This is a genomic window from Proteiniphilum sp. UBA5384 (assembly GCF_002410825.1).
GTDB lineage: Bacteria > Bacteroidota > Bacteroidia > Bacteroidales > Dysgonomonadaceae > Proteiniphilum.
Window position 1 is genome coordinate 184131 of sequence record NZ_DHOS01000067.1, and the last position, 24499, is coordinate 208629.

The following is a 24499-nucleotide window of genomic DNA, read 5'->3' on the forward strand; positions in this document are numbered from 1 at the left end:
GTAATTGAAGTATAAACTATGGGAAAGAAGGAAAATTTCTCAATATTATTAGTGGTGGCAGTGACTTCATTTTTGGGTACTTTCCTGGTGTCGTCGGTCAATATTGCCCTGCCTACCATCGAAAAGGATTTGGTACTCAATGCCATTGAGCTGAGCTGGGTCATTACCGCCTTTATTCTGGCCACGGCACTTTTTATGCTGCCGTCAGGGAGTTGGGGCGACCGGAGCAATAACCGGCGGTTATTCAAACTGGGATTGATACTCTTCACTCTCGCTTCCGGTATTTGCTATGTGGCACCGGACGGACACTGGTTAGTGGCTGCGCGCTTCCTGCAAGGGATAGGCTCAGCCTTTACCGGCACCACGGGACAGGCCATTCTGGTATCCTCATTTCCGGCTGAGAAACGTGGACAGGTGCTCGGTATCTCCGTCGCCTCAGTCTATGGCGGATTGGCATTAGGTCCGCTGGTGGGAGGGATCATCACCCTCCATATCGGATGGCGCGCGCTCTTTCTGATAGCGACTATCTTCGGACTGGTCACTATCATCATCTCCCATATCTTTTTAAAAAGCAACGAGCAGGCCCATCAATCCGATACCCGGGGAGATAAAACAGGCACTATCCTGTTCATGATAGGCCTTGCCGCCCTAGTTTATGGCTCTTCACTGATTCCTTCAGTGGCCGGCTGGTCGCTAATAAGCGGGGGGGCAATCCTGCTTCTCCTCTTCTGGAAATATGAAAGCAGCATAAAATATCCGATGCTCGACACGCGGCTCTTCTCTCACAACCGCCTTTTTACTTACTCCAGCTTGTCGGCACTGATCAACTATACTGCCACTTTCGCCATTGTCTTTTTCCTCAGCCTCTACCTGCAAAAAGTGCAGGGACTCTCTCCGCGCGACGCGGGGGCGGTCATCGTGGCACAACCGGCCATGATGGCTCTTTTTTCTCCCATCGTCGGGAAATTATCCGATAAGATACAACCTCGTTATTTTGCTACCACAGGAATGGCCATGTGCTCTACCGGCCTGGCCATGCTCGCTTTTCTCGATGCCGATACCCCCGTCTGGATCATCGTAACCATACTGCTATGGGTAGGCATTGGATTCGCTCTTTTCTCTTCCCCCAACATGAACACCATTATGAGTTCGGTAGAGCGGCGACAGTACGGACAGGCTTCAGGACTTGCCTCCTCCATGCGGGTATTCGGGCAAATCATCAGCATGAGTATTGTCACCCTGATCTTCTCCCTGCTATTCGGCAGCATGTCGATTGAGGAAGTACCTAACTCCATTTTCCTGCAAGCGATGCGGTGGGGCTTCCTTATCTTTGCCTTGATCGGTCTGCCGGGTATCTATTTTTCTTATAATCGGGGAAATTTAACAAGAAAAGAATAAGAGACATTATAATTCTTCTGACAGAATTTTCTGTAAAAGATAAGTAGCATTCAAATTCCGCGATACACCCCGCTGGATTTTATAGCTATACTGCTCCTCTTCCGACAGGGAGATCTCAAAACAGTAATTTTGGAATAGACCGGGAGACTCATTTTCCAGTTTTGCCAGTTCCAAATCATGGGTAGCGATAATCCCCGTTACCGGTAGTTCCGTCATCTTTTTCAGGAACAGTACCGAGCCGTCAAGTTTATCTTTGGAATTGGTTCCTTTTAATAACTCATCCAGGATGATCAATGTATAAGGGTGCGAACGGCAATACCTGATCAATTCCCTCATCCTCTCTAATTCAGCCTTGAAATAGGAAGTTCCCGATGAAAGGTCGTCTGTATTACGCATACTGCTGAACAGGCTGAACAGCGTGAAACTATACTCCGAAGCACATACGTTCATCCCATTGACAGCCAAAACATAGTTGGCGCCCAATGTGCGCAGGAACGTACTCTTGCCGGCCATATTGGCTCCGGTAATGATTAGGAATTGATTTTTGGTAATCAATATATCATTATCAACTCGTTTCCCTTTCGGTATAAAGGGGTGTCCCAACCCTGAAGCATCCATAAGAATGTCTGTATGCTCCGTAATGGAAGGCCGTACAAACTCCGGTAGATTGAACATGTAAGTAGCCTGTGCTACTCGTGCTTCCATCTCAGCAAGTAAACCAATCCACGATTGGAGATGTGCCAGATAATTATTCTTCCAACGGTAAAATTGCCGCAACAAGAACAAATCCCTCAAAAAGAATCCATTGAGAAGTACAAGGATATAGGCATTATGCCGCTGATCGAATTTCTTCAACAATAGCGAAAGATCCTTGAATGCTTCACGGGAATTATAGGTGCCGAACAGGTCCTCTTTTAATGTCTTGTTTTCACTGACCGCAAAAGTTTCCTTGTGAATGATTTCCAATAAGTCAGCATGAATCATCGTATTTTTATGCAGAAATCCTATATCACTGCCTACTTTACTCAATACTTTGCCAAATATCATAGGGAAGAACAGTTGTATCAGAAAGAATATGATAAATAGCGACCAGGGCAGGTATCCCAGCCAGGCCATCACTCCTGTTACCAGCGTAATCGTGATGGAAATATAAATAAGTACAAGCCCTGTTTTAGAAGTCAAAAAAGCATTATTACTCTCATGACCGGTTATCAATTTATAATTGTTCTTCTCTTCATCAAAGGCCTTACATACAGCCATAAACCGATGCCGGAAATCATCTTTACCGACCAACTCGCCCAGTGCCTCCTGCCTCCCAACAACTATCCTTTCACTGCCAGGAATTGTACTTAGCTTTTCAGCCAGAATAGTTCCTGCTTCATGGGTAACCGTCCTGTTGATCATGTGATAAATGGAATTCTGTCCAAAAATATCCAAATCATAGGAATAGGGATGTTTTTTATTGATAAATTGCTCTCCGTTATCAAAAGGAGTATAATCACCCTCTAAAAATTTGATTTCATCGGTGTATACATTTTGTAGAGCCATGAAATAAGTTCTCTTTTGAAGATAGAATTCATCCCACTTGTAGAGTAAAAAGAAAATTACCAATGAAAGAGCTGCTGCTATCAAACAGGACGTTCTGTCCCACCCTAACCGATAGGTTGCAAATACGAGAAAAACACCCGCCAGAAAAAATAACAATTTCAGGTATGGGATAACTTTTAAGCGCAATTTTACCTTATCCAGCACTACCGTATTTTCCTCTATTTTCCTTTGATAATAATCCTTGTTCATTTCGTCAGTTGATAAATATCTATTCAATCACGGTCAAATGATCGTCAAAGGTACAATTTTCCCGAGAGTTTATCTAATCATCAAATCAGTAAATCATCAAACTATCAAACTATCACATTAAATCATTATCTTTGCACCCGCAAACAAAATATTGGATTAAGATGGCTAAAGAATTGAAGGAGCTTACGCCCCGCAGTAAAGATTACTCCCAGTGGTATCTCGATTTGGTGATCAAAGCTGAACTGGCAGAGAATTCCGCCGTACGCGGTTGTATGGTAATCAAACCCTATGGATATGCGATATGGGAGAAAATGCAACGTCAACTGGATGATATGTTCAAGGAAACCGGACACGTAAATGCATATTTCCCATTGTTCATTCCTAAATCTTTTCTTAGCCGTGAAGCCGACCACGTAGAGGGATTTGCCAAGGAATGTGCAGTAGTAACGCATTACCGCCTGAAAAATGCGCCTGACGGAAGTGGAGTAATTGTAGATCCGGAAGCAAAACTCGAAGAGGAACTGATCGTTCGCCCCACTTCGGAAACCATTATATGGAGTACTTATAAAAACTGGATACAGTCCTACCGCGACCTGCCCATCTTGGTCAACCAATGGGCCAATGTGGTACGCTGGGAAATGCGTACCCGCCTCTTTCTCCGTACGGCTGAATTCCTCTGGCAGGAAGGTCATACCGCACACGCCACCAAGGAGGAAGCTATCGCAGAGGCACAACAGATGATCAATGTCTATGCCGAATTTGCAGAAAAATACATGGCTATGCCGGTCGTAAAAGGATTAAAGTCGGAATCGGAACGGTTTGCGGGCGCCGTCGATACTTATACTATTGAAGCGTTGATGCAGGACGGAAAGGCACTCCAATCGGGGACTTCCCACTTTCTGGGACAAAACTTCGCCAAAGCATTCGATGTGCAGTTCACCGATCAAAACGGAAGCCGCGATTATGTATGGGCCACCTCCTGGGGGGTTTCCACCCGCCTGATGGGCGCCTTAATCATGTCACACTCCGACGACAATGGATTGGTACTTCCTCCCAGACTGGCACCTTATCAGGTAGTAATCATTCCTATCTACAAAAACAGTGAACAATTACAACAGATAGATGAAAAAGTGGCAGCCATCATACAACGCCTGAAAGCCCTTGGCATTAGCGTAAAATATGACAATGCCGATAATAAGAAACCGGGATGGAAATTCTCGGAATATGAACTCAAAGGGGTACCTGTACGCCTTGCTATGGGTGGGCGTGACCTGGAGAATAACACCATCGAAGTAGCCCGTCGTGACACCCTCACCAAAGAAACATTGTCGTGTGACAATATTGAACACCATATCAAAGCGTTACTTGACGAAATGCAGGAAAATATCTATAAAAAAGCGTTCGACCTGCGTACATCACAGACCCGCGAAGTGAATTCTTATGAAGAATTCAAGGAAGAAATAGAAAAGGGAGGATTCCTTCTTTGCCACTGGGATGGAACATCCGAGACAGAAGAGCTTATCAAGAATGAGACCAAAGCTACTATCCGTTGTATTCCCCTTGAGGGCGATAAAACTCCGGGTAAGTGTATGGTTACCGGAAAACCATCCGCCCAACGGGTAATCTTTGCAAGGGCATATTAACTCACCCATGTCAACAGTAAAAAACTGGATTTCCGCTTTCCGGCTGCGTACACTGTTCCTGGGTATAGCTACCGTCGTCCTGGGTAGCGGACTGGCCTTGCACGAAGGGAGTTTCAGTATGGCTACTTTCGGGTTTACCCTCTTATTAGCCGTATCCATCCAGATATTGGCGAATCTGTCCAATGACCTGGGTGATTTTCAGAAAGGAACTGATACTACCGGCAGGAGGGAAGGACCGGCCCGCACCTTGCAAAGCGGAAAAATCTCTGCCCGGGAGATGAAAAAAGCGATTGCCTCCTTCTCTATTATATGCATGGTTACAGGCGTCATTCTTGTAATGAGCACGGTAGCTTATATCACTCGTCTGTCCGCTATCCTTTTGATAGTGATCGGAGGCATCAGCATCCTTGCGGCTCTTTTCTACACACTGGGAAAGTATGCCTATGGATATAAAGGCTGGGGTGATCTTTTGGCTTTCATTTTCTTCGGCCCCGTACCGGTAATAGGTACCTATTTCCTTCATACCCATTCTTTCGGGTTCCAATCCGTACTTCCCTCCATCGGAATTGGGATTATCAGCACTATGATATTAAATATCAACAATATGAGGGATATTGAAAACGACAAGGCATCGGAAAAGACCACCCTTGCCGTAAAATTGGGTATCCACAGGGCAAAAATATACCATGCAGGATTGACGATTACTTCATTTCTCTGTTTTCTCGGTTACAACATCCTATATGAGCCGGCACCATGGTACCGGTATCTTTATATGCTCGTGTATCTCTTTCTTTTCCGAATACTGGTAGATGTATACAAAAAAAATGGCCAGGCACTGGATCCTTATCTGAAACTCACATCACTGTCGGGATTCCTGTTGGCGATCACCTTTGTTACATGTATAAATTTGTGACAGGCAAAAAAACTTATCGTAATTCCAACTCCACTACAAAATCAGTCTCTTCCGGCATAGTATCGAACAGTGAAAGTGCAATCTGACACCTTACCGGTGGCATTCATCGGCAATCTCTTTGATAATATCCCGTCTGAACGGTGTAGCATCCACAATATTATAAGCCGGTTGTTTGGTACCGAACATGGAAAAACCATCGTGGTGGCGCAACGTAATATAAATGATATTGATATGAATCGAATAATGTTTATTTTATTGTATTCTATATTGTAAAGATAAATCATATTCTTATTACAATAAAATTTTACCCGACATCTGAATTTCATTCTTCCATTTCAATTATTTCGTTAACTTTGTCCTACTTACAAAATCAACCAATATACCTCTATGTTCGACAACAGTAAACGTGCTTTTATAGCCATTAATGATGATGCGGAAGTATGCCTGATCCCTAAGATGGCAAACCGCCATGGTCTTATTACCGGTGCTACCGGCACCGGAAAGACAGTCACTTTACAAACCCTGTCTGAAACTTTCAGTGAAATGGGGGTCCCTGTTTTTGCGGCCGATATGAAAGGTGATTTATCCGGTGTGGCAAAGGCAGGAGGCAATAAGGAAAGTGTAGCCAAGCGGGTCAATCAATATAATTTACAAGAAAACGGATTTGAATTCAAGCCGTTCCCCGTACGCTTTTGGGACGTATTCGGCGAACAGGGGCATCCGGTACGTACTACCGTCACTTCTATGGGACCATTATTACTGGAACGCCTCCTGGACCTGAACGAAACCCAAGGAGCCATCCTCACCATGGCTTTCAGGATAGCTGATGATAATGACCTGTTGTTAATCGATCTCAAAGATCTTCAGAAGATGTTGCAATATATCGGTGATAACCGGGCACAATTCACTACCAGGTACGGCAATATCTCGCCGGCAAGCATCGGCGCCATTCAACGCGGACTGATACGAATTGAAAATGAAGGGGCTGATAAATTCTTCGGCGAGCCGGACCTGGAAATTACCGATTTCATTCAGACGGAACAGGGGAAAGGAGTGATCAATATCCTTGCAGCCGATAAACTGATGAAGTCTCCTCGTGTATATACCACCTTTCTATTGTGGTTACTCAATGATCTTTACGAATCACTTCCTGAAGTAGGCGACCTAGATAAGCCGAAGCTGGTCTTCTTCTTCGATGAAGCACACCTCCTCTTTAATGATATGCCTTCCGCACTACTCGAAAAAGTGGAACAAATCGTCCGTCTGATCCGATCCAAAGGAGTAGGGATCTATTTTTGTACACAAAATCCGGCAGATATCCCTCAGACTATTCTCGGACAACTCGGCAACCGTGTGCAACATGCACTGCGGGCTTACACACCCAATGACCAGAAAGCAGTGCGGGTAGCGGCAAATACTTTCCGGGCCAATCCGGCTTTCGATACTGTAGAAGCTATTACTCAACTCAATACCGGTGAAGCATTGGTATCATTCCTCGATGAAAAAGGTGCTCCCCAAATGGTGGAACGTGTCAATATACTCCCGCCGCAGGGGCAGATAGGTCCCCTCACATCGGAAGAAAGAGAGCAACTCATACGCAGTTCGCTTATTTATGGAGTATATGAGAATTTTATCGACCGGGAATCCGCTTTTGAGATACTCTCAAAAAAACAGGAGCTGCTCGAAGAAGAACGACGCCTTGCGGCAAAAGAGAAAGAACGTGTCCGTCTGCAGAAAGAAACACAAAAGGCCGCATTGGAAGAAGAGAAAGCAAAACGTGCCGCTGCCCGGCAACGAAAAGCAGACCAGGGTTTCATTGGCGATCTTCTCAGCCAGGTAGGAAAGAGCACCCAAAGGCAAATCAGCAATGAACTGGGAAAAACTATTACCCGCAGTATCTTTGGGGCACTGTTTGGTAAAAAATAAATATATCTTTTACTGAAGTCAGTTTAGAAGCAATCTACCACATACTGGGGACATTCTTAAAAGATAAATTTATATCTTTGCAGTTTGAAATATAAAAAATAATGAAGGAACAAATCAACCCCATTACCGACTGGTTTATTCGCCTCCTGAAAGGAGTTCTCGTGGGTATTGGATTTATCCTGCCCGGATTGTCGGGAGGTGTATTAGCTGTGATTTTCGGCATCTATGATCCACTGATCAGGTTCTTGGCCGATATACGACAAAAGTTTCTGAAGAACGTGCTTTACTTTCTTCCCGTAGCTATCGGTGCTGCTATTGGCATCGTAATTTTTGCCGTAGTGGTGGAAAAAGCATTCGGCAAATATGCCGCTTTGTTTGTCTCCCTTTTCGTGGGATTTGTGGCAGGTACTTTCCCTTCTCTCTATAGGACCGCCGGAAAACAGGGACGAAAATCATCCGATATAGGGATTCTTATCATCACCACAATTGCGTTGTTTGCCCTCATGCTGGTCGGCGGGCAACAACTTACCGAGGTCACTCCCAATCTGATGGTATGGCTTGGATCGGGGTTGCTGATGGGACTGGGGTTAATAGTTCCGGGGATGAGCCCTTCTAATTTTCTTATCTACTTCGGACTTTATGACAAGATGGCTATCGGCATCAAGGATTTCGATTTCGGAGTAATCATCCCCTTGATTATCGGATTTATTATCTGCGTACTACTTTTCGCCAAGTTGGCCTCATGGCTTTTCAAAAGATATTACTCCGGCATGTACCATTTTATCCTGGGAATGGTAGTCGGCTCCTCACTGGCTATTTTTCCCACTGTAGTATTTCCGGCATTTACGGCCGAACAGCTGGCCATGGCAGGACTCAGTTTTTGGGGAGCGCTTCTCCTGAGTTTGCTGCTCTTTATTGTGGGAACGGTTGCCTCATGGCTTTTCAGCAAAGTGGAAGAGAAATATCCGCGGGAAGAGATGTTTTAGAGGCTATTCCTCCTCTCCTGCAATCCTGATCCTCGGGTTCCGCTCTTTCAATTCGGCAATCAAGGCATCCATATCAGATTTCTTTACTCTTAGTACTTCAAAACCGCGGACCTTATCAATGCGGAGATAATTTTTTTTCAGCTTCTGCAGCCCTATGATATCTCCGATAGCTATCCGCTTATTCTTTGAGAATAAACTCAACACAAAATGGGTTTCCAAAAAATTCAATTCAGTGATGACATATTCTTTTATTGTGGTTGATAGAATAAAAATAATCCCAAAGAAGATATAAAGGGTATCCGTCCAGATTACTTCCCCCTGCCTGAGCCTATAAAAAAGAAATCCCAGCAGTAAAAGCAACGTAATTCCCCAGAAAAGATTACCCAATCCGTTATCTGCTTTATATTTTTTCACCACAACTCTCGAATTAAAGTTAGAAGACTTAAATGCAAATATACACTTATTCGCCGAAAATAAGAGAAAAAATAAAAATAATAAAGGAATAGATAAACAAGCTATTTTTATCGATGAACCCCGTTTTTTATCGGAAAAACCTTACAAATAAATCTATATAACCCTGTATATATGCCACTTAAAAAACACAAAAGACTATTTTTCCTTTAAACTTTTGCTTACCTTCGAAAGTCATAAGGACAAATCATATTTTTATTCACTTTAAAAATGTAAAGATTATGAAGAAGATTGTATTGATGGCATTGGTTGCCATATTTACTTTGAGTTTTACCCTCGAAGCCCAGGACACCGGAAAAAGCAGGAGGGACAACAGGCGGGAAGTCCGTAGCGGAATGAGATGGACTGCAAAAGATCGTGCAGAGAATATGTCCAAACAATTGAATCTGACAGCAGATGAAAAAGCAAAAGTAGAAGCTTTATTTGAAAAACAGGATGCTGAACGGGCCGGACAGATAGCAAAACAGAGGGCCGACAGGGACGAAAAAATAAATGATCGTGCCAAACAACGCGAAGAAATGCAGGCATTACGTGAAAAGGCAATAGCCGAAAATGACGCCGAACTGGAAGCAATTATCGGAAAGGAAAAGTTAGAACAATGGAAGCAGTATCGAGCCGACCGTCAGAAAGAGATGCGTAGTTCACGCCCTGCAGGGCGAGGGGGACAGCGTTAAATATCCTGATATTGAGTAAGATTTGATGAAGGGAAAGGGGTGTATCACTTGCGTGATTGCACCCTTTTTCAATCAATAATATTTCTCGTAAATCTGTTTAAAGGCCGTAGTTGCCTTAAACCGGTAAAGCCAGCTATTCAGGCTGTCCAGTAATACCGGCGACTCTTTCCGTAATGCCCATGACTCCAGTTGAGTGAAACTGATATCAGTCTCAATATCTATTTCCGGTAATAATTTTGACAGATACATGGCCATTTTCTCATCACATACCGTAAAATCAATATCACCCGCCGCTACCATCATCACCAATTGTTCTGTTTCATAGGTATAATCCTTTACAATAAATATTGTATCCCCTATTTCATGGGAGAGGTTATTCAATCGCAGGATAGCAGGAGAATCTCCTGAAACGTGGATCGTTTGTTTTGCCAGATCCAGATGCTGACGAATTGGCCCGATACTGTCGTTATATTCCGGCTTTCGTTGTACCAGCACCAACTTGTTTAGCGTAAGTGGAATGGTAAAAGCTAAAGAATCCTTTAGCTGTACATTCACCGGAATATTGCGTGCTATCAGGTCATAGCGCCCTCTCCTCAGACCTTCCATATTCTCCTCAAGGCCATTCTCAAGGAAGAGGTTTATCTTTATCCCCCACCCCTTTTCAAGTGCAAGAAGCATCTCTCTCTGAAAACCCTGAAGGGTATCTCCTGATACATATAACCCTATACTATTGTAATCAGTCACAACGTTTAACTCACCCGACGCTATTATTTCATCATAATCACGGGGAGAAAGCAGATTCTCGGGGGAACCCTTCATTACCTTCCATAATAGTATCATAGCTGCTATAGCAACTATCAGCAACAAGAGATAGAGATATAAACGTTTTTGGTATTGCAAACTCTATAAGATTTAATTGTGTAAATTCACCGAAACACCCATCCTGAATAAAGGAGGATTGACAGGGTAACCGGGTAGCGAAAAATATTCTTTCGGATTCATGAATTGAGAAGCAAGATTATAATACATTACGAAGAAACGGGTCTGTTTCAGGTGCATATTGGCATAAGCAGTAGCAATAGGATAGTTCCCAATCTTTTTTTCACGTTGATTGTAAAATTGCAATAATGCCGGTTCATAACCCGGCGCATAATACTTTGTATGATAATGTACATCTACACCCAGTTGAAGAGTAAGTTCATTGACTATCTTCGTTAACAGAAACATATTTGAATAAAGACTGATCTTCGGCACCGGAATTACTTCCTGATCGCTCGAAGTCTGATAGACTACCTGGTTGTTCCAATTGAATATTCCCAAGCGTAGGTTTTCATCTACACGTACCGTCAACAATTGTACGTTATCACCTTTCTGTGCAATCTGTTTATCCTGATTGTAATAGATAAAATTCTGCAGGTTTTCCACCCCCACACTCACCGTTGTGTTTGTAAATGGAATATGCAGTGTACCTCCTACATAGACTCTGCGGATATCTCCAAAATTATTGTTCCATCGAAAATACTTGGAATAATAATTTTCTTCCAGATATTTGGGTTTCAGATTCTTGATATAAGCTTGTGCAGAAAGTGTGGTACGCTTTCCGGCAATATCAAAACCAGTCTCTATATCTCCCATCGCCCTGAACTCCCCTAAATTGGCACCTAGCATTCCAAGGTCGGCACGGATATTAAACAGTAGATTATCTCCCTGTTGTTTGTTCAATACCCCTCCCAAGGTGAGTGCATTCTCCCGATGACGCATCATCCCCGGTCCGCCGGCACTGTCACTCATCGTATAGTTACGCAAGTCATGCTCCAAGAAAGCAGTCAATCCAAACTTCACCCACTCCTTGAATCCTTCCCTCAGTCCGATAGAAACAGTGTTTTTCAGTGAGGTGAAACGGATACTATCGTCTACTGCACCTTCATAATAGCGGTTGGCATAAAACTGGTCTATCCGTTGCATTTCCACCCCATTTACATTCACGAGGGCGGTATCATATGACAAAAATCTGCGGTGCTGCTGGGTGTACTGGGTAGCAAAGCCGATACTTGCCACCGGGATAAACTCCGTACGGCCCTTATGTAACGAGTCGGTCGGAGTATCTTCGTAGCCAAGGTTATAACGGCCTGAAATAAAATAGCGGTTATTGCGTAATGCGTTCCATGTATTGGTAAATTTCACCGGAATATCCCTCGATGTAAAATTCTGTTCAATAGAATCGGGGTGAGTGATAAACTGTTCATCTGTAATTCCACCGTTTTCGACATTCTTCATCGATCCTACATTCATAAAAGCATGGGCCTCTATTTTATCGGAGATGTAATTCCCGAATAGGGAGAAATTATTATGTTTCACCGATTGTGAGTTGTAATAACCGCGTGAATTAATCAAATCAACATCCAATCCCACGTTCAGGCTCTTGCCGAAGTTAGAGGTCAACCTCGCTTCAAAACGCTCCTCCCGGGTCAATTTAGGATTGGCGCGGTTATAACTGAGTCGGGAATAAGGCACTCGCGTATTTACAAACAACACTTTTTCCGGATTTTTAAGATAGAGAGAGTAGGCATTATTGAATATAAACTGCTCAGTTTCCGGCCTATCGGCAAAAATCTTTGAGAAAGCCGGCGATCCCAAGGGAGCCAGAAAGCCCATTGCCACCGATTGCCCATCCGGAAGTATGGTATGTTGATAATTATAGAGTAATGTGTCAGAAGGAGCAGGCAGACGGTCACCCGTACGTGTGTCAAGTTTCCAGAGAATCATTTGTGGCTGTGGCTGCAATGAATCAGCAGGTATCCCGTGATCGTTGTGAAAATGGTGGATATGTGATGCCGGTTGCGGTGATATTGAATCCTGAAAATCCGGCTGAAGTCGGTCCGGCACATGCCGGGGAAGTAAATCCAGGGAGTCGCGATTCGTCGTGATCTGCGATGAATCAGGCAAAATAATATGTGCCTGCGAATAAGTGGCAGTCACACATATAACATATGCCAGAAGGGATATGAACAGCTTTTCTTTCATCGGTGCAAATATAGTGAATATTTGAGAATTTTCAGATGCAATACATCGATGAATGAATTTTTCTTGACTGAAAAAAAACAGGGTTAGTAAAAAAAAATATTTTTACCGCTTGTTTTAAATAATTTCATTATCTTTGCAGCATCAAAACAACAGAAATGAAAGCAAACCTGTTTCATCATCATCATTTTCATACTTGCATTCAGGCGAGGTGAGGTTGATATGTATGAACAGATAAGAGCAAATATACACAAACCCGTCTGAATCAAATCAGGCGGGTTTTTTGTTTACTATTTAATATACCGACCGGAGACATCCGGCGTGAACGAATAAAGAGACTAAAATGGAAAAGATTAAAATCGCTATTCAAAAAAGCGGACGATTAAGTGAAAAATCCCTCGACCTGTTGATGGAGTGCGGTATCAACGTGTCCAACGGCAATCGTAAACTGAAAACCGAGGCACGCAATTTCCCCATGGAGATACTTTTTCTGCGTGATGACGATATTCCACAATATGTGGAACAGGGAGTAGCCGATATCGGTATCCTGGGACAAAATGAAGTGTGGGAAAAGGAGAAGGATGTGGAGGAAATCGAAAAGTTAGGGTTTGGCAATTGCCGCCTCTCACTGGCTATTCCAAAAGATGAAATATATACGGGGCTTGACTATTTTAGCGGCAAAAGAGTGGCTACAAGCTATCCTAAAATTCTGAAGAAATTCTTCGTGGAGAAGGGAATCAACGTGAAAATCGAAGAGTTGGGAGGAAGTGTGGAAATAGCGACAGGCATCGGGCTTGCCGATGGAATTTTCGATATTGTAAGTACGGGCAGTACACTTATCATGAACGGATTGAAAGAGGCGGAAGCTATTATGAAGAGTGAAGCGGTACTGATCAGCCATAAAAATCTCTCTGCCGGAAAAACCGAACTGCTGGAGCGGTTGTTATTCCGTATAAAGGCCTACAAGAACGGAAGAGGTAAGAAATATGTTTTGCTCAATGCTCCCAACGAAGTCATTCCCCATATCGTGAAACTACTGCCCGGCATGCGCTCTCCCAGTATTTTGCCTCTGGCCGACAAAGGATGGAGCAGCGTCCATTCTGTCATTCATGATGACGATTTCTGGGAAATTATCGATGAGTTGAAACGTCTGGGGGCCGAGGGAATCCTCGTGGTACCTATCGAGAAAATGATAATTTGATGTGATGATTCGATGATGTAATAATCAATTGTTGAATCAGTAAATCAGCAAAAATGAAAACAATTTCAAATCCTTCCCAAAGTAAACAAGAAAAGTTGGCAGAACGCCCTATGATCCGGCAGCGGAAATTGATGAATATGGTGGAGAAAATTTTTTATAATATCCACCGCAAGGGCGATAAAGCGGTACTGACATATAGTCGCCAATTCGACTGGCCCGTGCAGGAGCTGTTGGAAGTGGATCGCGAGACTATTGAAAAAGCTGCCGCGATGGTACCTGAACGGCTGAAGCAATCTATCGAACTCGCATACAAAAATATAGAGGCGTTCCACCGCTCACAACAAGAAGAAGTGCGCAAGATAGAGACAGCTCCCGGCGTGGTATGCTGGCGCGAGTCACGCCCTATCACACGGGTCGGCATTTATATACCGGGTGGTACCGCCCCGCTCTTTTCCACTGTACTGATGTTGGCAATACCTGCAAAAATTGCAGGATGCAGCGAGATCGTATTGTGCACCCCTCCTGACGAAGAAGGGAAAATTCACCCGGCCATCCTTTATTCCGCCACATTGACGGGCGTGACTAAAATATTCGCAGTAGGAGGAATCCAGGCCATCGGAGCAATGACATTCGGTACGGAAAGCATCCCGAAAGTGGATAAGATATTCGGCCCGGGAAATCAATATGTGATGGCAGCCAAGCGATCCGCACAGTATTACGGTGTTGCTATTGATATGCCTGCAGGACCAAGTGAACTCCTGATAATCGCCGACGACACCTGCAATCCCTCATTCGTAGCGGCGGATTTGTTATCACAGGCGGAACATGGTCCCGACAGCCAGGTGATACTGCTATCTAACGATAAGAAGGTAATCAAGGCAGTCAATAAAGAAATTGATATTCAACTGGAAAATCTACCCCGGAAAGAAATTGCAGTACAGGCGCTTAAAAATAGCAAAGCTATCCTTTTCAGGGATCTGGACGAATGTGTCGACTTCAGCAATTTCTATGCGCCGGAACATCTTATCCTTGCTACTGTAAACCCGGTCTTGTTGAGCCGTGAGGTTACTACAGCCGGCTCTGTCTTTCTGGGACATTACAGTTGTGAGAGTGCCGGCGATTACGCCAGCGGTACTAACCATACACTTCCCACAAGCGGTCACGCAACAGCATATAGTGGAGTATCACTTGATAGTTTCATAAAAAAGATCACCTTCCAGCAATTGAGTGAGGATGGGGTAATAAGCATTGGGAATGCTGTGGAGATCATGGCCGAAGAAGAACAACTCATTGCCCACAAGAACGCTATGACACTGCGTTTGGCAGCTATAAAGGCAAAACAGGCAGGCAGAGGTTACTTACCGGAGAACGGACTAAGTCAAGAGCTTTTGCAAACAGGCCGGAAAGAGCCGGATGAATCTACAGAAACAACAGAACAAGAAGACAACAATGGAGAAATTTGATCTCGAATCACTGGTACGATCCAATATATGGGCATTACATCCTTATTCCAGTGCGCGCGACGAATTTGCGGGCGACGAGGGTATATTCCTGGATGCGAACGAAAATCCCTTCGGACAGAATAACCGTTATCCCGATCCCCATCAGCGGCTACTAAAAAAAGCGCTTTCTATAAGAAAACAAATCGCGGTGGAAAATATATTTATCGGCAACGGGAGTGACGAGGTAATCGACCTGATCTACCGTATTTTCTGCGAACCGAAACGGGATAAGGTCATTATTTGTCCACCGACTTATGGGATGTATGAGGTATCTGCCAATATTAATGATGTAGAAATAATCCGGATACCCCTGACAAGCCAATTTGAACCGGATATCGATAAAATACTCTCTTATCCTGCCCGATGTATTTTTGTCTGCTCTCCCAACAATCCTACGGGTAACAGTCTGCAACATGTGGAGCGGCTCCTCCGGGAATTCCACGGAATTGTAGTGATTGATGAGGCTTATATCGATTTCAGTGCCCGGAAAAGTTTTCTCGAAAAACTGGCGGATTATCCCAACCTGATTGTGATGCAGACTTTCAGTAAGGCATGGGGACTGGCAGGCGCACGTGTGGGAGTTGCCTATGCAAGCGAAGCCATTATCACACTGATGGACAAGACAAAACCACCTTACAACATCAGTTCGCTAAATCAGGCAGAAGCGTTGAAAGCCCTTTCCAACCCGCTCGAATTTGAGCGGCAGCTCTCCATTATACTGGAGCAGCGCGCATGGCTGGAAAAAGCGCTGGAAAAATTGCCTGTGGTACGCCATATATATCCTTCCGACGCCAATTTCCTACTGGTGGAGGTGACGGATGCCAATGCTATCTATCAATACCTGGTTGATAAAAAGGTGGTTGTGAGAAATCGTAACAGTGTGGTGGGGAATTGCCTCCGGATCACTGTAGGTACGCCGGAAGAAAACCGTGCGTTGCTGGATACGATGGTTAAATGGTTGGGCGCCTAAGGAACTGAGAGGCTACCGGTTAAGCAATTAAGTAGAAAGTGACTAATAAAAAAGTTTCTAAAAAATGAAAAAAGTATTATTTATCGACCGGGACGGGACATTGATCATTGAGCCGGAAGACGAACAGATCGATAGTTTGGAAAAGTTGGAGTTCTATCCCAAGGTATTCCGGAATCTCTCCCGTATCGCGGATGAATTGGAATATGAACTGGTGATGGTCACCAACCAGGATGGACTGGGTACCTCTTCTTTTCCTGAAGAAACCTTCTGGCCGGTACAGAATAAGATTATCAAGGCTTTTGAAAATGAAGGGGTGCACTTCAGCGAAGTGTTGATCGATCGCTCTTTTCCCCACGAAAACCGGCCTACCCGCAAACCGGGTACAGGTATGCTTACCCATTATCTGAAAGGCGAGTACGATCTGGCATATTCTTACGTGATAGGCGACCGTATTACAGATGTCCAATTAGCTGAAAATATAAATTGTAAATCTATTCTATTAAGCAACGATTCATATCCCCAAGCCACTTTGTCTACCTCCGACTGGGGGGAGATCTACCGGTATCTGAAGCAACAACCGCGGAAAGGTAAAACAGACAGGAAGACATCCGAAACCGATATATTCGTAGAGGTAAACCTCGATGGAAACGGGAAAAGCGATATTGCCACCGGAATAGGATTCTTCGACCATATGCTTCACCAGATATCACGCCACGGCAATATAGACCTCACTATCCGCGTCGAAGGCGATCTGCAGGTGGATGAGCATCACACTGTTGAAGATACCGGCATTGCACTTGGAGAAGCATTTCTACAGGCATTAGGCAAAAAAAAGGGAATCGAACGGTATGGTTTCCTGCTGCCGATGGACGACTGTCTGGCGCAGGTGGCCATCGACTTCGGTGGACGTCCATGGTTGGTATGGGAAGCTGAATTCAAACGTGAATACGTAGGCGATCTCCCCACAGAAATGTTTATGCACTTTTTTAAATCGTTCAGCGATAACGCCAGGTGTAATCTCAATATTAAAGCCGAAGGCGACAATGAACACCATAAGATAGAATCCATCTTCAAAGCCTTTGCTCGTGCCATAAAAATGGCTGTAAAAAGAGACGGTACGGGAGGAATACCCAGCACAAAAGGAAGTTTGTGATTGATGTAATGATGTGCCGATCCCGGTAACTTGTACCGACTTTCGGGAAGTAGTGATGATTTACTGATTCAACGATTAAAAGCAATGAAAGAATGATTGCAATTATCAAATATAATGCCGGCAATATCACTTCCGTCAGGAATGCGGTTGAGCGGTTGGGTTACGATTGTAGGGTGACTGACGATATCAGTGTAATCCAATCTGCGGAAAAAGTGATTTTTCCGGGCGTAGGGGAAGCAGGATCCGCAATGATATATCTAAAAAATAAAAGATTGGATGAAATTATTCAATCGCTGGTCCGGCCGACATTAGGTATCTGCCTTGGATTACAACTGATGTGTCGCCATTCGGAAGAGGGAGATACAAAGTGTTTGGGTATCTTTGATACGGAAGTGAAAAAGTTTCCGGCTTTAGACATCGTCCCCCATATGGGATGGAATAATATGGCGGTGGAGGGAAGCCCCCTTTTCACCGGCTTTGGTAGGGGAGACACGGTCTATTTTGTACATAGCTACTATGCCGAAATCTGTCCAGAGACTATCTCCCGTTGCGATTATATCCTGCCGTTCAGTGCGGCAATGCAAAAGGACAATTTTTATGCTACACAGTTTCATCCCGAAAAATCGGGTGATGTAGGCGAAAGGATACTGAAAAATTTTTTAGCACTATAGAGTATGAGAATCATTCCTGCCATAGATATTATAGACGGTAAGTGCGTACGCCTTACCAAAGGCGATTACAGCACACAAAAAATATATAACGAAGATCCGCTCGAGGTAGCCAAAGAATTTGAAGCCAACGGCATACAATACCTGCATGTAGTGGATCTCGACGGTGCTCGCTCCAAGCATATTGTCAACCATAAGGTTTTACACGATATCACCTCAAAAACTTCTCTTAAAGTAGATTTTGGTGGTGGCATCAAATCGGACAAGGACATACGTATCGCCTTCGAGAATGGAGCGGCACAAATTACCGGCGGCAGCATTGCCGTGCAACAACCTGATATTTTCCGCCAATGGCTCGACAAATATGGTCCGGAGAAAATTATTCTCGGTGCCGACAGCAACAACCGCAAGATTGCTACACATGGCTGGACGCAAGAGTCAGAACTGGATGTGATCGATTTTATCTCCGATTATACAAGAGAAGGAGTCGTTTACGTCATCTGTACCGATATCCAGAAAGATGGCATGTTGCAGGGAACCTCCAATGAATTGTACCGGGAAATCATTGAAAAAACCGGTGTAAAACTGATTGCCAGCGGAGGTGTTTCATCCGTCGATGATTTAATCACCCTGAAACAGCTCGGCTGCAACGGTACCATCATCGGAAAGGCGTTTTACGAAGGAAAAATTGGTCTGCCGCAATTGCGGGAGCTTACTTGATTTACTGATTCCGATGAATCGGGACAATTTGTCCCAACCTTCGGGAAGTAATGGTCATGTGGTGATGTAATGATGTCAATTGATGAAATATTAAACAAAAAAGATGTTGAAAAAAAGAATTATACCCTGTCTTGATATCAGAGACGGACGAACCGTAAAAGGGATCAATTTCGTAGATATCCGTGATGCCGGTGATGCGGTGGAACTTGCTAAACGGTACGTAAAAGAAGGTGCGGACGAGTTGGTATTCTTGGATATCACCGCCACTATCGAAAAGCGCAAAACACTTACCGAACTGGTTACACGTGTTGCACAGGAGATCAATATCCCGTTTACCGTAGGTGGAGGTATCCACTCGTTGGACGATGCCCGTGCTATTATAAAAGCAGGTGCAGACAAGGTCAGCCTGAACTCGGCTGCTGTCAATCGGCCCGAACTGATCACCGAGATTGCCGGACAATTTGGAAGCCAGTGTGTGGTGTTGGCCATCGACACCAATTTTCAGGACAATGAATGGATCGTCTATACCCATGGAGGTAAGACACCAACCGGCCTTCGTACTGTCGACTGGGCAAAGGAGGGCGAGCAACGTGGAGCAGGGGAGATACTGCTTACCTCCATGAACAACGATGGCACCAAAGACGGCTTTGCCATTGATATCACGGCAGCGGTAAGCGAAGCAGTATGCATTCCTGTGATTGCTTCAGGAGGTGCCGGAGCACCTGAACATTTTTCGGAAGTATTTACAAAAACAAAAGCAAGTGCGGCACTGGCTGCCAGCATTTTTCATTTTGGGGAGATATCCATCCCCACCCTCAAAGATTATTTAAAAACTCAAAACATACCCATACGATGAATATCGATTTTTCAAAATCGGGAGGATTAGTGCCTGCCGTCATTCAAGACACACTCAGCTTACAGGTATTAATGGTAGGCTACATGAACGAAGAAGCATTGGAGAAAACCCGGAAAGAGGGAAAAGTAACTTTTTTCAGCAGAAGTAAAAACCGCCTCTGGACAAAAGGAGAGACATCGGGCAACTGGCTGATCGTGGACGAAATCCTGACGGATTGCGACAACGACACCATCCTTATCAAGGTCTATCCGCAAGGACCAACCTGCCATACCGGTTCCGCATCCTGCTTCGGCGAAAAGCGCCCCAAAGGGTTCCTCTATGAACTGGAAAACGTGATCGAGCAACGAATCACAGAAAACCCGGAAGGATCCTATACTTCAAAGCTGTTCAGCCGCGGAGTGAACAAGGTAGCCCAAAAAGTGGGAGAAGAGGCCGTGGAGTTGGTGATCGAAGCCAAAGACGACAATATTGACCTGTTCAAAAACGAAGCGGCCGACCTGCTCTATCACTTCCTGATCCTGTTAAAAACCAAGAAACTAAAACTGGAAGATATTGAAGCGATATTGGTAGAAAGGCATAAATAAAGGTATTCCTAAAGAATATATCCTGAAAACGGAAGACGGGGACTTGAAAAAAGCCGTTACCGGCGAGGAACTTTTAGAAAGACTTATTCCCCGGGGGGAACGAAATCAAGGAGTTGGAAGAAGAATGATTTCACTCCTTTATTCGCCCAACCCCTGTACCACAAACAATGACAATCGTCCGATATAGACTAAACGGTTACAGGTACTTTCCGGCAGACAATCCAGACTTTCTGTTCGTCGGAAAGTGTGGTAGCGAACAGATATACATCGCCGCCATCCTGTAATCCGGTTTTACGGCGGATTTCAGCGACGGTCATCGGGAAATTACGGACAGTAATGTTCGCTTTTTTCGTATCCTGTGAAAAGGCCTTTATATTTTTCTTGTTGGGGATGAAAAATGACACGACCTCAAAAATACGACCGGGAAAATCCTCTACGAGTTTGCCTGAAGTATATAAATGACTGCTGACATGTAATTTTTGAAGGTCGTACACCGCTGCCACCGATTTAAAAGCACCCGCTTTGAGGATGGAGGCATTGGGTTCGTACAGATAACGTCCGAGGTTAGAGGCGTAAGGAATCACGGCTTTTTGTTCTTGTGCCATGGTAAATGAAAAGTGCTCTCCCCCGCCCGACCGTTTCAGGTTTACCGCCACAAAACGGGGGCTTTCCATGGAATTCGCACAGTTATTGGAGGAAAGTGCCGATTGCGCGGGGAAATCCACCAACTCTCTTTCAGTTTTCCCCAAGACAGTTTTAGACAGGAGAAAAAGCAGTTCCTTGCACTCGTTCTCCACTGAAACCACATGCACCTCACTCACACAACCAAGGCCTTTCACCGCCAAAGAAATATCCAGCATGGGTGAATATTTCACCATGATCTTACTCGATTTCTCCAGCAACAACGGTTTTATTTCCAATATATCAGGGGTGCAATCCTTAATCCGGAACACTTTACGACCGCTATCATCCCGCCGTGAAGGATCGAGATAGATAAAGTGTAAAGGAGGTGTTTCTCTTAAAAAATCCTCTGCTCCCGCACAATACACCGTCACATTCTTCAATGCCAACACCTCGAAATTATGTTCCGCGACACGGCATAATTCCTGATTCTGCTCTACATAGACTGCTTTCCGGAAACGAGGTGAGAGAAAAGAGAAATCCACGCCCATTCCTCCGGTCAGATCGGCAAAGGAGTTGTTGCCACCCTCAACCGCCCCCGCATTCGCCACCTCAACGAAGGGAGGAAAACCACTAAACAATCTATCCCCCCTTGAAACCAGCGAAGCCTTGTAACGGGCGGTCAGTTCAGAAGAGGATTGTTCCAACGACAAGTGCGGCGGATAAACGATATCTTCCTCCGCATACCACGATGGAATTTTCTTTTCCGCCACTTGCCTCCCTGCGATCTGATTCAGCAACAAAGGCATATCGGCACGCATGAAACGCAACGCCGTTTCACGGATATCGTCACGCTCATGCGCACGGATAAACTGCTTTTGTTCGGAAGTCAACTGCATAGAACCCTATAAAAATAAAAACAACCATACTTTGGAAAGCAGGCTGTTTTTATCAACTAAAAAATTATATTTTATGGATCAAATTCCGTTTTTACCGGAATACCAAAGGCAATTACCGTTAGGCTTCTGCCTGTACTTTCGGCTGCACCGACACGAATGAGCGGTTGTCTCTCCTTTTACGGAAAACTACAACGCCATCTACCAGTGCAAACAAGGTATGATCTTTACCCATACCCACATTCTCTCCGGGATGGTGGGATGTACCGCGCTGACGCACGAGTATATTACCGGCTTTTGCCGTTTCACCACCGAATATTTTAACGCCCAATCGTTTACTTTCCGATTCGCGGCCGTTCTTGGAACTACCTACACCTTTCTTATGTGCCATCTATCAAACACCTCTCTTATCCTGCTTGGTCTTTATTTGCTTTCAGTTCCGGTTTCAGCCGCTTTTTTTGCCGCAGGCTTCTTCGCCGGTTCTTTTTTCTCTGCAGTTGCTTTCTTCACGGTATCGTCCGCCTTTTTGGCAGGCGCTTTTTTCGCCGGGGCCTTTTTGGCGGGCGCTTTCGGTTCCGCATCCGCTTTCGCGGTTGTTTTTGCGCCGTCAGCCTTCTTCGCCGCCGGGGCCTTTGCGGAAGTCGCAGCCTTCGTCTTAGGCGCTTCTTCGGTTTTCTTCGCTGCCATCGGCTTTTTCTCGCCTTCAGCTTTTTTGGCCGTTTCGGCCTTCTTGGCAGGCGCAGCTTTCTTAACAGGCTTCTCTTCTGTCGCTTTTACATCCGCCGCTTTCGCGTCGTCTGTCTTTTTCGCGGTTTCCGTTTTCTTGGCTGCAGCAGTTTTCTTCTCCGCTTTTTCATCGCCTACGGCAATGATCTCCACGCTCGAATACGGCTGCCTGTGGCCCTGCTTTTTCCTGTAATCCTTCTTTTTCTTGTACTTAAACACAACAACCTTCTTTGCCTTGCCGTGCTCCAGTACCTTTCCCTTCACTTCGAAGCCGTCAACCAGCGGATCGCCCACCTTTATGGTTTTGCCATCCACGGTCATCAGGACGTCGAACTTCACCTCGTCGCCGGGCTGCGCATCAAGCTTCTCTACACGGATAATGTTCCCTGCTTCCACCTTGTACTGCTTGCCGCCCGATTTGATAATCGCGTACATTATAAATTTTTCCCTCCTCAAACCAGTCTCGCCGCATAAAGGTCCATTTTTCTGCAAAATGCGTTGTTGCAACAAATCAATTTGCTGCGATACCTTTTGCGAGCGGCTCAATTAATGATTTTATCACACTGGCAGAGCGCTTGTCAACAAAAAACCTGTGCGCCGTTGGGCATATTCTTCTCCGGCAGTTTGGTGATCTGTATATGCTCGGGATGCGCCCCCGGCAAACCCCGTACATAGAACTGTACATTTTCAAATATCGGCAACACCGCCTGGTTCTGGTTGTTTTTGGATACAATGTATTCCTCCAGCGCAGGCGCCACCTCGACAAGGTACCTGGCGGGCGTATCCGTTTTTACGGCCCGAACCACATCCCGGCGCACCCGCATCGCCATGCTTTCCATGCTGTACACTTTGCCGCTGCCCCCGCATACGGGGCATGTTGCCTGCGTCAGGCTGGAAAGCCCCCGGCGCATCTTTTTACGGGTCATCTGCACCAGGCCCAGTTCCGTCATCCCAAAAACGTTGGACTTCGTCCTGTCTTTCTTCAGCGCCTCGTCCAACCGCTCCACAACCAGCCTGCGGTTTTCGTCGCTTTCCATGTCGATGAAATCGATCACGATAATCCCGCTGATATCCCGGAGCCTGAGTTGCCTTGCAATTTCTTCAGCCGCCTCGATGTTGGCGTTGAGTATCGTCTCTTGCAGGTTGTCCTCGCCAATATATTTGCCTGTATTGACATCAATGACGGTCAGCGCTTCCGTCTCGTCTATCACCAGATAGCATCCGTTCTTCATCCAGACCTTGCGCATCAGCGCCTTGGAAATCTTATCCTCTATGCCGTAATCGTCAAATATATTGCCTGGCTTGTCATAAAACTGCAGCGTACCGACCAGGTTGGGCGAAATAATGTTCACCAACGCAGTGATTTTTTCAAAATAATCTTTATCATTGATGACAAATTCCGTCACATCGTCCGTCAGCATGTCCCGCGCCGTGCGAAACAGCAGATTCTCCTCCGCATGGATCAGCCTGGGCGCCGTCAGAAAATCCGCCTTATCGCAAATCCTGTCCCACAGCCGCGCATAAAAGCGCAGCTCCGCCTCAATCTCTTCCTCGGAGGCATGTTCGGCGGCCGTCCGGAGGATCACACCCATGCCCGCGGGCTTGATGCGCAAAACCAATTCCTTCAGGCGCTCGCGCTCCGCCTCGTCCTCTATACGCCGCGAGATGCCAATATGGTCGACGGTGGGCATCAGCACCAGCAGCCGTCCGGGCAACGTAACATGCGTCGTTACGCGCGCGCCCTTCGACCCGCCCGGTTGCTTGATCACCTGT

General features: G+C 45.3%; 21 protein-coding genes and 2 pseudogenes. 14 read left to right on the forward strand and 9 right to left on the reverse strand.

Annotated features, from left to right (window positions below):
• Nucleotides 1-18: 18 nt before the first annotated feature.
• Nucleotides 19-1398: an MFS transporter gene (locus B4G81_RS13275; protein ID WP_294083284.1), complete on the forward strand. Its 1380-nt coding sequence runs from the start codon at nucleotides 19-21 to the stop codon at nucleotides 1396-1398.
• Nucleotides 1399-1404: 6 nt separating this feature from the next.
• On the opposite strand, the gene B4G81_RS13280 is transcribed toward B4G81_RS13275, so the two are convergent.
• On the reverse strand, nucleotides 1405-3195 hold the full coding sequence (locus B4G81_RS13280) for a MutS-related protein (protein ID WP_294083286.1): 1791 nt from the start codon (nucleotides 3193-3195) through the stop codon (nucleotides 1405-1407).
• A gap of 161 nt (nucleotides 3196-3356) precedes the next feature.
• On the opposite strand from B4G81_RS13280, the gene proS reads away from it, so the two are divergent.
• Together proS and menA are read left to right on the forward strand one after the other, a co-directional pair.
• Nucleotides 3357-4838 carry a proline--tRNA ligase gene (gene proS, locus B4G81_RS13285; RefSeq protein ID WP_294083287.1) on the forward strand — a complete coding sequence of 494 codons (1482 nt, stop codon included), beginning with the start codon at nucleotides 3357-3359 and terminating at the stop codon, nucleotides 4836-4838.
• 7 nt (nucleotides 4839-4845) lie between these two features.
• Complete coding sequence (gene menA, locus B4G81_RS13290; RefSeq protein ID WP_294083291.1) at nucleotides 4846-5751, forward strand: 1,4-dihydroxy-2-naphthoate octaprenyltransferase; 906 nt, start codon at nucleotides 4846-4848, stop codon at nucleotides 5749-5751.
• A 93-nt stretch (nucleotides 5752-5844) separates the two neighbouring features.
• On the opposite strand, the pseudogene B4G81_RS13295 reads toward menA, so the two are convergent.
• Nucleotides 5845-5973: pseudogene (locus B4G81_RS13295) on the reverse strand (alpha-L-fucosidase); the annotation flags it as partial.
• Between the two features lie 165 nt (nucleotides 5974-6138).
• Here B4G81_RS13295 and B4G81_RS13300 point away from each other — a divergent pair.
• Both B4G81_RS13300 and B4G81_RS13305 read left to right on the forward strand, forming a co-directional pair.
• Complete coding sequence (locus tag B4G81_RS13300) at nucleotides 6139-7677, forward strand: helicase HerA-like domain-containing protein (protein WP_294083293.1); 1539 nt, start codon at nucleotides 6139-6141, stop codon at nucleotides 7675-7677.
• 101 nt (nucleotides 7678-7778) lie between these two features.
• Nucleotides 7779-8663: a DUF368 domain-containing protein gene (locus B4G81_RS13305; RefSeq protein WP_294083295.1), complete on the forward strand. Its 885-nt coding sequence runs from the start codon at nucleotides 7779-7781 to the stop codon at nucleotides 8661-8663.
• Between the two features lie 3 nt (nucleotides 8664-8666).
• On the opposite strand, the gene B4G81_RS13310 is transcribed toward B4G81_RS13305, so the two are convergent.
• The gene (locus tag B4G81_RS13310) at nucleotides 8667-9077 is read right to left on the reverse strand and encodes a hypothetical protein (protein WP_294083297.1); all 411 of its coding nucleotides are present in this window, start codon (nucleotides 9075-9077) and stop codon (nucleotides 8667-8669) included.
• Between the two features lie 278 nt (nucleotides 9078-9355).
• On the opposite strand from B4G81_RS13310, the gene B4G81_RS13315 reads away from it, so the two are divergent.
• A complete protein-coding gene (locus B4G81_RS13315; protein WP_294083298.1) occupies nucleotides 9356-9808 on the forward strand; it encodes a hypothetical protein in 453 nt (150 codons plus the stop codon).
• A 72-nt stretch (nucleotides 9809-9880) separates the two neighbouring features.
• Here the strand turns inward: B4G81_RS13315 and B4G81_RS13320 are convergent, their stop codons facing one another.
• A complete protein-coding gene (locus tag B4G81_RS13320) occupies nucleotides 9881-10708 on the reverse strand; it encodes a transporter substrate-binding domain-containing protein (RefSeq protein ID WP_294083299.1) in 828 nt (275 codons plus the stop codon).
• A 12-nt stretch (nucleotides 10709-10720) separates the two neighbouring features.
• On the reverse strand, nucleotides 10721-12832 hold the full coding sequence (locus B4G81_RS13325) for a putative porin (RefSeq protein WP_294083300.1): 2112 nt from the start codon (nucleotides 12830-12832) through the stop codon (nucleotides 10721-10723).
• A gap of 340 nt (nucleotides 12833-13172) precedes the next feature.
• Here B4G81_RS13325 and hisG point away from each other — a divergent pair, with 340 nt between their 5' ends.
• From hisG to hisIE, 8 genes are all read left to right on the forward strand, one after another.
• Nucleotides 13173-14030: an ATP phosphoribosyltransferase gene (gene hisG / locus B4G81_RS13330; protein WP_294083301.1), complete on the forward strand. Its 858-nt coding sequence runs from the start codon at nucleotides 13173-13175 to the stop codon at nucleotides 14028-14030.
• A gap of 53 nt (nucleotides 14031-14083) precedes the next feature.
• Entirely contained in the window at nucleotides 14084-15493 is a 1410-nt protein-coding gene (gene hisD / locus B4G81_RS13335) for a histidinol dehydrogenase (protein WP_294083302.1), read from the forward strand.
• The gene (hisC, locus tag B4G81_RS13340) at nucleotides 15480-16502 is read left to right on the forward strand and encodes a histidinol-phosphate transaminase (protein WP_294083303.1); all 1023 of its coding nucleotides are present in this window, start codon (nucleotides 15480-15482) and stop codon (nucleotides 16500-16502) included. The genes hisD and hisC overlap by 14 nt, the downstream gene beginning before the upstream one ends.
• 64 nt (nucleotides 16503-16566) lie before the next feature.
• The gene (hisB, locus tag B4G81_RS13345; protein WP_294083304.1) at nucleotides 16567-17655 is read left to right on the forward strand and encodes a bifunctional histidinol-phosphatase/imidazoleglycerol-phosphate dehydratase HisB; all 1089 of its coding nucleotides are present in this window, start codon (nucleotides 16567-16569) and stop codon (nucleotides 17653-17655) included.
• A gap of 92 nt (nucleotides 17656-17747) precedes the next feature.
• Nucleotides 17748-18326: an imidazole glycerol phosphate synthase subunit HisH gene (hisH, locus tag B4G81_RS13350; RefSeq protein ID WP_294083305.1), complete on the forward strand. Its 579-nt coding sequence runs from the start codon at nucleotides 17748-17750 to the stop codon at nucleotides 18324-18326.
• Nucleotides 18327-18329: 3 nt separating this feature from the next.
• Entirely contained in the window at nucleotides 18330-19043 is a 714-nt protein-coding gene (hisA, locus tag B4G81_RS13355; RefSeq protein ID WP_294083306.1) for a 1-(5-phosphoribosyl)-5-[(5-phosphoribosylamino)methylideneamino]imidazole-4-carboxamide isomerase, read from the forward strand.
• A gap of 103 nt (nucleotides 19044-19146) precedes the next feature.
• Nucleotides 19147-19899 carry an imidazole glycerol phosphate synthase subunit HisF gene (gene hisF / locus B4G81_RS13360; protein ID WP_294083307.1) on the forward strand — a complete coding sequence of 251 codons (753 nt, stop codon included), beginning with the start codon at nucleotides 19147-19149 and terminating at the stop codon, nucleotides 19897-19899.
• Nucleotides 19896-20483 carry a bifunctional phosphoribosyl-AMP cyclohydrolase/phosphoribosyl-ATP diphosphatase HisIE gene (hisIE, locus tag B4G81_RS13365; RefSeq protein WP_294083308.1) on the forward strand — a complete coding sequence of 196 codons (588 nt, stop codon included), beginning with the start codon at nucleotides 19896-19898 and terminating at the stop codon, nucleotides 20481-20483. The genes hisF and hisIE overlap by 4 nt, the downstream gene beginning before the upstream one ends.
• A gap of 188 nt (nucleotides 20484-20671) precedes the next feature.
• Here hisIE and B4G81_RS13370 read toward each other — a convergent pair whose 3' ends face one another.
• From B4G81_RS13370 to B4G81_RS13385, 4 genes and pseudogenes are all read right to left on the reverse strand, one after another.
• Nucleotides 20672-22003 (reverse strand): class I SAM-dependent methyltransferase, encoded by a 1332-nt coding sequence (locus tag B4G81_RS13370; RefSeq protein ID WP_294083309.1) that lies wholly within the window; start codon nucleotides 22001-22003, stop codon nucleotides 20672-20674.
• 118 nt (nucleotides 22004-22121) lie between these two features.
• Entirely contained in the window at nucleotides 22122-22391 is a 270-nt protein-coding gene (gene rpmA / locus B4G81_RS13375) for a 50S ribosomal protein L27 (RefSeq protein ID WP_294083311.1), read from the reverse strand.
• A gap of 470 nt (nucleotides 22392-22861) precedes the next feature.
• Nucleotides 22862-23161 (reverse strand): annotated as a pseudogene (gene rplU / locus B4G81_RS13380) (50S ribosomal protein L21); the annotation flags it as partial.
• Between the two features lie 143 nt (nucleotides 23162-23304).
• A partial coding sequence (locus B4G81_RS13385) for an Rne/Rng family ribonuclease (protein ID WP_294083313.1) occupies nucleotides 23305-24499 on the reverse strand: 1195 nt, incomplete at its 5' end.

Bases quoted from the DNA above. Each gene is read 5' to 3' on its own strand.
- B4G81_RS13275 (WP_294083284.1), top strand. From the start codon at position 19: ATGGGAAAGAAGGAAAATTTCTCAATATTATTAGTGGTGGCAGTGACT.
- B4G81_RS13280 (WP_294083286.1), bottom strand. From the start codon at position 3,195: ATGAACAAGGATTATTATCAAAGGAAAATAGAGGAAAATACGGTAGTG.
- proS (WP_294083287.1), top strand. From the start codon at position 3,357: ATGGCTAAAGAATTGAAGGAGCTTACGCCCCGCAGTAAAGATTACTCC.
- menA (WP_294083291.1), top strand. From the start codon at position 4,846: ATGTCAACAGTAAAAAACTGGATTTCCGCTTTCCGGCTGCGTACACTG.
- B4G81_RS13300 (WP_294083293.1), top strand. From the start codon at position 6,139: ATGTTCGACAACAGTAAACGTGCTTTTATAGCCATTAATGATGATGCG.
- B4G81_RS13305 (WP_294083295.1), top strand. From the start codon at position 7,779: ATGAAGGAACAAATCAACCCCATTACCGACTGGTTTATTCGCCTCCTG.
- B4G81_RS13315 (WP_294083298.1), top strand. From the start codon at position 9,356: ATGAAGAAGATTGTATTGATGGCATTGGTTGCCATATTTACTTTGAGT.
- B4G81_RS13325 (WP_294083300.1), bottom strand. From the start codon at position 12,832: ATGAAAGAAAAGCTGTTCATATCCCTTCTGGCATATGTTATATGTGTG.
- hisG (WP_294083301.1), top strand. From the start codon at position 13,173: ATGGAAAAGATTAAAATCGCTATTCAAAAAAGCGGACGATTAAGTGAA.
- hisD (WP_294083302.1), top strand. From the start codon at position 14,084: ATGAAAACAATTTCAAATCCTTCCCAAAGTAAACAAGAAAAGTTGGCA.
- hisC (WP_294083303.1), top strand. From the start codon at position 15,480: ATGGAGAAATTTGATCTCGAATCACTGGTACGATCCAATATATGGGCA.
- hisB (WP_294083304.1), top strand. From the start codon at position 16,567: ATGAAAAAAGTATTATTTATCGACCGGGACGGGACATTGATCATTGAG.
- hisH (WP_294083305.1), top strand. From the start codon at position 17,748: ATGATTGCAATTATCAAATATAATGCCGGCAATATCACTTCCGTCAGG.
- hisA (WP_294083306.1), top strand. From the start codon at position 18,330: ATGAGAATCATTCCTGCCATAGATATTATAGACGGTAAGTGCGTACGC.
- hisF (WP_294083307.1), top strand. From the start codon at position 19,147: ATGTTGAAAAAAAGAATTATACCCTGTCTTGATATCAGAGACGGACGA.
- hisIE (WP_294083308.1), top strand. From the start codon at position 19,896: ATGAATATCGATTTTTCAAAATCGGGAGGATTAGTGCCTGCCGTCATT.
- B4G81_RS13370 (WP_294083309.1), bottom strand. From the start codon at position 22,003: ATGCAGTTGACTTCCGAACAAAAGCAGTTTATCCGTGCGCATGAGCGT.
- rpmA (WP_294083311.1), bottom strand. From the start codon at position 22,391: ATGGCACATAAGAAAGGTGTAGGTAGTTCCAAGAACGGCCGCGAATCG.